This window comes from Ectopseudomonas oleovorans, from assembly GCF_003052605.1.
GTDB lineage: Bacteria > Pseudomonadota > Gammaproteobacteria > Pseudomonadales > Pseudomonadaceae > Aquipseudomonas > Aquipseudomonas oleovorans_A.
In genome coordinates, this window is record NZ_QASO01000068.1 from 1 (window position 1) to 7,044 (window position 7,044).

At 58.0% G+C, this 7,044-nt stretch carries 8 protein-coding genes; 3 read left to right on the forward strand and 5 right to left on the reverse strand.

The features are described 5' to 3' along the window. Positions 1 to 29 precede the first annotated feature (29 nt). Genes DBO86_RS11700 through tnpA form a run of 4 tightly spaced genes read right to left on the reverse strand, consistent with a single transcriptional unit; the run spans position 30 to position 2,580 of the window. Positions 30 to 299, reverse strand: coding sequence for a hypothetical protein (locus DBO86_RS11700; protein WP_003458515.1), 270 nt, complete (start codon positions 297 to 299; stop codon positions 30 to 32). Beyond that, positions 289 to 1,920, reverse strand: a complete 1,632-nt coding sequence (gene tnpC / locus DBO86_RS11705) for an IS66 family transposase (RefSeq protein ID WP_004423346.1) — start codon at positions 1,918 to 1,920, stop codon at positions 289 to 291. The genes DBO86_RS11700 and tnpC overlap by 11 nt, the downstream gene beginning before the upstream one ends. Positions 1,921 to 1,948: 28 nt before the next feature. Then, entirely contained in the window at positions 1,949 to 2,293 is a 345-nt protein-coding gene (tnpB, locus tag DBO86_RS11710) for an IS66 family insertion sequence element accessory protein TnpB (protein ID WP_004423345.1), read from the reverse strand. Next, a complete protein-coding gene (gene tnpA / locus DBO86_RS11715) occupies positions 2,290 to 2,580 on the reverse strand; it encodes an IS66 family insertion sequence element accessory protein TnpA (protein ID WP_004423344.1) in 291 nt (96 codons plus the stop codon). Before tnpA ends, tnpB begins: the two co-directional genes overlap by 4 nt. Before the next feature lie 394 nt (positions 2,581 to 2,974). Between tnpA and DBO86_RS11720 the strand changes: the two genes are divergently transcribed. Continuing rightward, positions 2,975 to 3,856: a restriction endonuclease gene (locus DBO86_RS11720; RefSeq protein WP_074859877.1), complete on the forward strand. Its 882-nt coding sequence runs from the start codon at positions 2,975 to 2,977 to the stop codon at positions 3,854 to 3,856. 55 nt (positions 3,857 to 3,911) lie between these two features. Here the strand turns inward: DBO86_RS11720 and DBO86_RS11725 are convergent, their stop codons facing one another. Continuing rightward, positions 3,912 to 4,817, reverse strand: a complete 906-nt coding sequence (locus DBO86_RS11725) for a LysR substrate-binding domain-containing protein (RefSeq protein ID WP_004422954.1) — start codon at positions 4,815 to 4,817, stop codon at positions 3,912 to 3,914. Positions 4,818 to 5,170: 353 nt separating this feature from the next. Here DBO86_RS11725 and DBO86_RS11730 point away from each other — a divergent pair, with 353 nt between their 5' ends. Both DBO86_RS11730 and DBO86_RS27045 read left to right on the forward strand, forming a co-directional pair. Next, positions 5,171 to 6,595 carry an aspartate ammonia-lyase gene (locus DBO86_RS11730; protein ID WP_084342472.1) on the forward strand — a complete coding sequence of 475 codons (1,425 nt, stop codon included), beginning with the start codon at positions 5,171 to 5,173 and terminating at the stop codon, positions 6,593 to 6,595. Between the two features lie 12 nt (positions 6,596 to 6,607). Further along, positions 6,608 to 6,736 carry a hypothetical protein gene (locus DBO86_RS27045; protein ID WP_255311661.1) on the forward strand — a complete coding sequence of 43 codons (129 nt, stop codon included), beginning with the start codon at positions 6,608 to 6,610 and terminating at the stop codon, positions 6,734 to 6,736. The last annotated feature ends 308 nt before the right edge of the window (positions 6,737 to 7,044 follow it).

Below are 7,044 nucleotides of genomic sequence, written 5' to 3' on the forward strand. Positions count from 1 at the left end.
GTAAGCGTTCATTCCACGACGTACTGGACTTACTTTACGTCCCGAAGGGGCCTTAGCAATTCCGGTGAGACCTTGTACTGTTTCGTGCCGTTCTCGGCCAGGACGATCACGCTCTTGCGGTTGATCTTGGTGACGATCCCCATAGTCAAGCCAGTTCGGCTTTCGAAGGTCACCTTCAGCCCCACGTGCAGCCGACTCAGCGCCTGCAGGTTTTCTTGATCTTGCAGTTCATCAATGCGCCGGCAGATCATTCGGTTCAGCTCCAATAGCTGATCGATGCTCATGTCTTCAATGCGCATGGAGGGTGCCCTTTGGCTGTGCGGTCTGTCGATCAGAATGGCGCGGATCGATCAGCGAGCGTAACGGATTATCGGCGAACCGGGTCTTCCAGAGCCGAGGCGTCAGGTCAGCGACCTTGCTGGCCGGGTGCTGACTGATGCGCTGCAGCACGTCCACCAGATAGGTGTACGGGTTGATGTCGTGCAGTTTGCACGTAGTGATCAGGCTCTGGATGATGCCCACGTGTTCCGCGCCGAGTTCAGTCCAGCAGAACAGCCAGTTCTTGCGTCCCATGGGAATGGGGCGCAGGGCCCGTTCCAGGTGGTTGGTGTCTGGCTGGACGTCTGGGTCTTCCAGGAAGACGGTCAGGCTGGCTTCACGGCTGAGCACGTAGTTCAGTGCTTTGGTCAATAAATCACTGGGCAGCAGACCGCCCTGTGCCAGTTGATCCCGGCACCATTGGAAGAAGTCGCTGACCACCGGCTTTGAGTGGAGCAGCCGGTACTGGCGTTTCTTTTCGCCGGTCAGTTGCTGGACGCGGATCTCTTCTTCGTTGGTGTATAGCTTGGCAATCTGCTGAAGGGCTTCGGTGGCAGTTATCGGGTGGTCCTTCTGCGCCTCAATGAAGTAACGACGACTGTGCACCCAGCACTGCGCGTGGATGATGTTCTGCTGTGCGGCGGCATAGCGGGCATAAGCAGCATAGCCGTCACTGATCAGAGTTCCGCTGAACTGTTCGTTCAGTACCTGCTCGATATGGGCTCGGCCTCGACTGTTCGAGTAAGTGAACACCACTTCATCGGCATCGCCGTATAACGGCCAGAACCAGCCGGATTTCATCTTGCCTTTTTGTGGGCCTGCCCGACCCTGGTGGCCAGCTTTAATCGGCGTCTCATCCATCGCCAACACCCGGCTGCGCAGAACATTGTCGGTCTGGGCATCCACGATCGGCCGCAGCAGATCAATAGATCGCTTGATCAGATTGGTGAGGGTGCTGCGGCTGAGGGTAATACCCGCTTGCTGGATGCGTTGGTGTTGGCGATACAGCGGTAGGTGAAACTGGAACTTGTCGACCATCAGACCCGCCAACAAGCTGACGTCGGCCAGGCTGTTGTCCAGTACGTTGGACGGGGCCGGCGTGGTCACGGGCTTGTCGCTGCCCTTGCGCCGAAATACGGGGCGTTCCACTTGCAACACCACGTAACTGGACGTCCGCTGGGCCAGCCGATAGGTCGTTTTGGTGCCAAGGATGTCGTACTGGTCGGCGTCGGGGCCGCTTAGCTCCGGCGGCAGGTGTTCAACAACTTCCACTGGCACGTCCGCTGTAAAACGCAGACCCGTATCGTTCAGGCAGTCGTCGTCCCGCTGTTTCTTTCCGGTGCCTCGCTGATAAGCCCGAACCGGGCGTTTCTCCGCATCGAGAGGCTTCTCCGGGCTAGCCGCATCATTCGATTGGAACAGGCCGCCCTGCTCCGGGAGGTCATACACCTGCTTCTCGGACTTGGGGCCGAACAGCTGCTTCTTGAACCAGTCCAACTGCCGCTGCATGACCTGTAGCTGCTCACGCAACAGGGCATTCTCCTCGGCCAGTACCGAGTAGGAAGGGGCGTTGGAATAGGACGCGGAAGCCATTGAATTCATGGCCGATATTATACCGGAACACAACCCGCTACGTGCCCCGAAAACGCTTGAACTGACGGTACTTTTGCACCTCGATACCGTCAATCAGCAACTGGAGATCAGTCAGGTTTAAGGGGCGCTGTCCCGAAGAAGACGGCCGTACCCGGAACTGCCCCTGCTCCAGTCGCTTGGCCCACAGGCAGTAGCCCGTGGGCGTGAAATACAACATCTTCATTTGGGTCTTGCGACGGTTAACGAAGACAAAATACTGCCCGCTGAGCGGATCTTGCTTGAGTTGATTGCGGACCAGAGCGCTCAGCCCCCGGAAGGATTTACGCATATCCGTGGGCTCGGTGCACAGCCAGATCCGGGCCTGGCTATCCAGACCGATCATCTGATCTGGCTCAGCCTTAGCTCAACACCATTACCCAGGCTCAGCACGATATTCCAGCCGCTTCCGGGAGAGGCCGAGTCATCCATCAGCGATGACAGATCCAGGAAGCTGGCATAACCAGAATCCGCAGCCTCACCGACCGGCTGACTCAACAGGCGCTTGCGCCAACTACAGAAGCTGGCATAACCGAGTTTGTGCTCCTTGCAGAACTGCGTGGCCGACAGGCCGCTGTCACGCTGCTGACCGATTAGGACTTGCCACTGTTCTGCGGTGCGGTGTTTTCTCATGGAAATAACCTCGCGTTGTTGAATGCGAGGTCACTCTAGGGCGGAAGTCAGCGGGATGGCAGGATGTCTTGGAATGAACGCTTACGCTGAAGCGGCATACCGCCCACGACGCTCTTTGTACCGATGGTGCCCACGCTCTGCGTTGGCACCGGCGTTTGTGGCGCTGCGCGTCATCCCGGGTGGTACTGGCGACTATGAAGATCGAAACGGACGCAGAGCGTCTTAGTCTGTGGTGCCGCGCGGAGCGTTGGAGCAATACAAAAAAGCAGCTTGCAGCCAATTATGACCAGTGGTTATTGTGCGGTGAAAGACGCCGACTCCTTGGCCTCTATAACTGGAAAACACTACGCTTTGCATGTGTGCTACAACGCTGCAGAAGGCTAAGAGAATTAAAATGGATTTGCCAAAGTTTAATGAAACATTCATACCGATACTAGAAATACTGAGAGATGGCAAGATCATAAAGGGTCGAGAGTTAATAAGGCGCGTGGAGGAAAACTTCTACTCGCACCTACCTTATGAACTACTACAACAAACAACTAAAAGCGGCGACAGGGTCATAGAAAATAGAATCGCCTGGGGCAAGTCCTACTTGAAAAAAGGCGGACTGGTTCATTACCCGCAGCGAGGGTTCGTCCAAATAACAGATAAAGGACTTTTTACAAAAGCAGAAAACATAACACTTCCTGAAATACAGGCTGACGTTATAAATTTCTATCAACCTGAAAATAGCAAGCCTGAGAAACTTCTTATAGAAGAGGAAAGCGCTAGCCCACAGGATCTAATAGACACTGGCTTTGAGCGGATTGAGCGCGAAATTAAAGACGAACTTCTATCAAAGTTGAAAACAATTGACCCATATGCCTTTGAAAAAATAATACTAATCCTTTTAAAGAAAATGGGCTATGGAGAATTCATTGAGACCTCTAAATCCGGCGATGGCGGCATTGACGGAATCATAAACGAGGATCAATTAGGGCTGGAAAAAATATATATTCAAGCCAAACGCTACAATGAAAACAAAGTCCGTGAAACGGACATTCGCAACTTTATTGGCGCAATGAGTGGCGACACACATAAAGGCATTTTTGTTACAACGTCATCGTTTGATGAAAAAGCTAAAAATAAAGCTCGCGACGCACACCATAAGATAATTTTACTTGATGGGTCAAAGCTTGTAGACCTCATGCATAAGTACAACGTAGGTGTTCAAGTAAAAAACATCTATGAGGTTAAAACTGTTGATAATGATTTTTTCGATTCTGAAGATATATAACTCCTAAATCAGATGCGCTCCGAAAGACAGGTGCAGAGCGCGAGCATGCTAAAAATCAGCCCCCTACCTCCCCCGTCTCCAGCTTGCGCCACAGCAAACGCACCGCCGCCTTGCGCACCAGGGCGCAGCGGTATAGGCGGATTTCCAGTGGAATCTGCCACTGCTCTGCGCCACAGATAGTCAGTTCGCCACGGGCCAGTTCCGCAGTCACTGATAGCCGTGGCACCCAGGCCACGCCCATGCCCTGCAGGGCCATGCTCTTGAGGCTGTCGGCCATAGCGGTTTCGTACACGGTGGTCGAGCGTAATGCGCGCTGGCGTAGCAGCAGGTTGACCGAGCGACCGAGAAAGGCGCCGGCGCTGTAAGCCAGCAGCGGTACGCTCTGGCCATTGTCGAGGTCGTACAGCGGCGCGCCGGACTCGTTGACCGCGCATACCGGCAACATTGATGTGGCGCCCAGGTGCAGCGAGGGGAAGATCGCCGGGTCCATCTGCAGCGCCGCGTCAGGGTCGTAATAGGCAAGGATCAGGTCGCAGGCGCCTTCACGCAGTGAATGCACCGCTTCGCCGACGTTGGTCGCCACCAGGCGGGTGGTCAGTGGCAGACCTTCGCGGCGCAGGCGGGCGATCCATTCCGGGAAGAAACCCAGGGTCAGCGAGTGGGCGGCGGCAATCGACAGCATCTCGCCCTGCTGGCCTTCGAGGTTGTGCAGGTGGCGCACCACTTCGCCAAGCTGTTCGACCAGGCTGCGCGCGGTCACCAGGAACAACTTGCCGGACTCGGTCAGCTCGACCGGGGTGCAGGAACGGTCGACCAGGGTCAGGCCGAGCATGCCTTCCAGGCTGCGGATACGTCGGCTGAATGCCGGCTGGGTGACGAAGCGCTTTTCCGCAGCCTGGGAAAAGCTGCGGGTGGCGGCCAGGGTGACGAAGTCTTCCAGCCATTTGGTTTCCAGGTTCATCGCAGGCTCCGCGTGCTGATCCGGTTTGCGCCCGTGTAGGAGCCGCGCCTCGGGGCGAAGGATTTCTGGCGCCCGGCCAGAGCATTCGCCGCGAGGCGCGGCTCCTACAGAAATATCAGAGGGCCGACCATGATGCGCCGGTGGTGGGTTACGCCGCAGCGCTATCTGCGTGACATTTGACGCCGGTGGCATGCGGCTAACCCACCCTACGTTTGTCGCTAGTGCGCGGTCACTTCGACATTATGCCGATTGTGCATAGGGCAGCAAGTAACGGCATTGGTAGCGAGACGGTTGGAGCCCCTATTCTATGGGTATCGCGGCACTCGCCGTATTTCCCAAGAGTCATCTCTATCATGTCCTCTGCTGCATCTGTTCGCGTCGAAAAAGATCTGCTCGGTACCCTCGAAGTCCCTGCTGATGCCTATTACGGTATCCAGACCCTGCGCGCCGTGCAGAACTTCCGCCTGTCCGGTGTGCCGCTGTCGCATTACCCGAAGCTGGTAATCGGCCTGGCCATGGTCAAGCAGGCCTCGGCGGACGCCAACCGCGAGCTGGGCCATCTGTCCGCCGCCAAGCACACGGCAATCAGCACCGCCTGCGCACGCATCATCCAGGGCGAGTTCCACGAGCAGTTCGTGGTCGACATGATCCAGGGCGGCGCCGGCACCTCGACCAACATGAACGCCAACGAGGTCATCGCCAACATCGCGCTGGAGGCCATGGGCTTTGAGAAAGGCCAGTACCAGCACCTGCACCCGAACAACGATGTGAACATGGCGCAGTCGACCAACGACGCCTACCCGACTGCCATTCGCCTGGGCCTGCTGCTCGGCCATGACAGCCTGCTGAGTGCGCTGGACAAGCTGATTCAGTCCTTCGCCTCCAAAGGGCTGGAGTTCGGCCATGTGCTGAAGATGGGTCGCACCCAGTTGCAGGACGCCGTGCCGATGACCCTCGGTCAGGAATTCCACGCCTTCGCCACCACCCTGGGCGAAGACCTACAGCACCTGAAGATGCTCGCCCCGGCGCTGCTCACCGAGGTCAACCTGGGCGGCACCGCCATCGGCACCGGCATCAACGCCGACCCGAAATACCAGGCCCTGGCGGTCAAGCGCCTGAGCGTGATCAGCGGCCACCCGCTCAAGCCGGCGGCCGACCTGATCGAAGCCACCAGCGACATGGGCGCCTTCGTGCTGTTCTCCGGCATGCTCAAGCGCACGGCGGTCAAGCTGTCGAAGATCTGCAACGACCTGCGCCTGCTGTCCAGCGGCCCGCGTACCGGCATCAACGAAATCAACCTGCCGGCGCGTCAGCCGGGCAGCTCGATCATGCCGGGCAAGGTCAACCCGGTGATCCCCGAGGCAGTCAATCAGGTGGCCTTCGAAGTGATCGGCAACGACCTGGCGCTGACCATGGCGGCCGAAGGTGGCCAACTGCAGCTGAACGTGATGGAGCCGCTGATCGCCTACAAGATCTTCGACTCGATCCGCCTGCTCACCCGCGCCATGGATATGCTGCGCGAACTGTGCATCGACGGCATCACCGCCAACGAAGCACGCTGCCGCGAACTGATGGAAAACTCCATCGGCCTGATCACCGCGCTGAACCCCTACATCGGCTACGAGAACGCCACGCGCATCGCCAAGGTCGCCCTGGAAAGCGGGCGCGGCGTGCTGGAACTGGTGCGCGAGGAGCAGTTGCTGGATGAGGCCACCCTGGCCGACATCCTGCGCCCCGAGAACATGATCGCCCCACGCCTCGTGCCCCTGCAGCAGTAACGGAGAACGACCATGCAACCGTCACAGCCCCCCAGCGTCAAGTTCCTGTTCCGCACCCTGCATCCGCCGCGCCGCTTCTGGCCGGGCCTGGCGGGTTTCTACACCGGCGCGAGCCAGGCACCAGCTCGTCAACGCAGCTGAGCGTCTTTCATAGGAGGCATCACCAGCCTCGATCTTCAGGGATGGCCTCGGCCATCCCTTTTTTTGGGTGCGCCAGGCATGGCGCGTAGCGCCGTGACTGGCGCTGTCGGGTTCACTGTGGTGGTGAGCCTGGCGACTTGGAGGTGAAAGTCCTCTACACACCCGGCAAGGGGAAGTGTTAGCTGAAGGCAAGGGTGTCGCGGGCGACTGCGAATCTGAAGGAAGCCCGAGGCAAAATGCTGGCCTGACGAACAGGAAGCGGATGAGGCGGCGCAGCGGGGTGAGGTGGCCATAATCGCCAAAGCCCG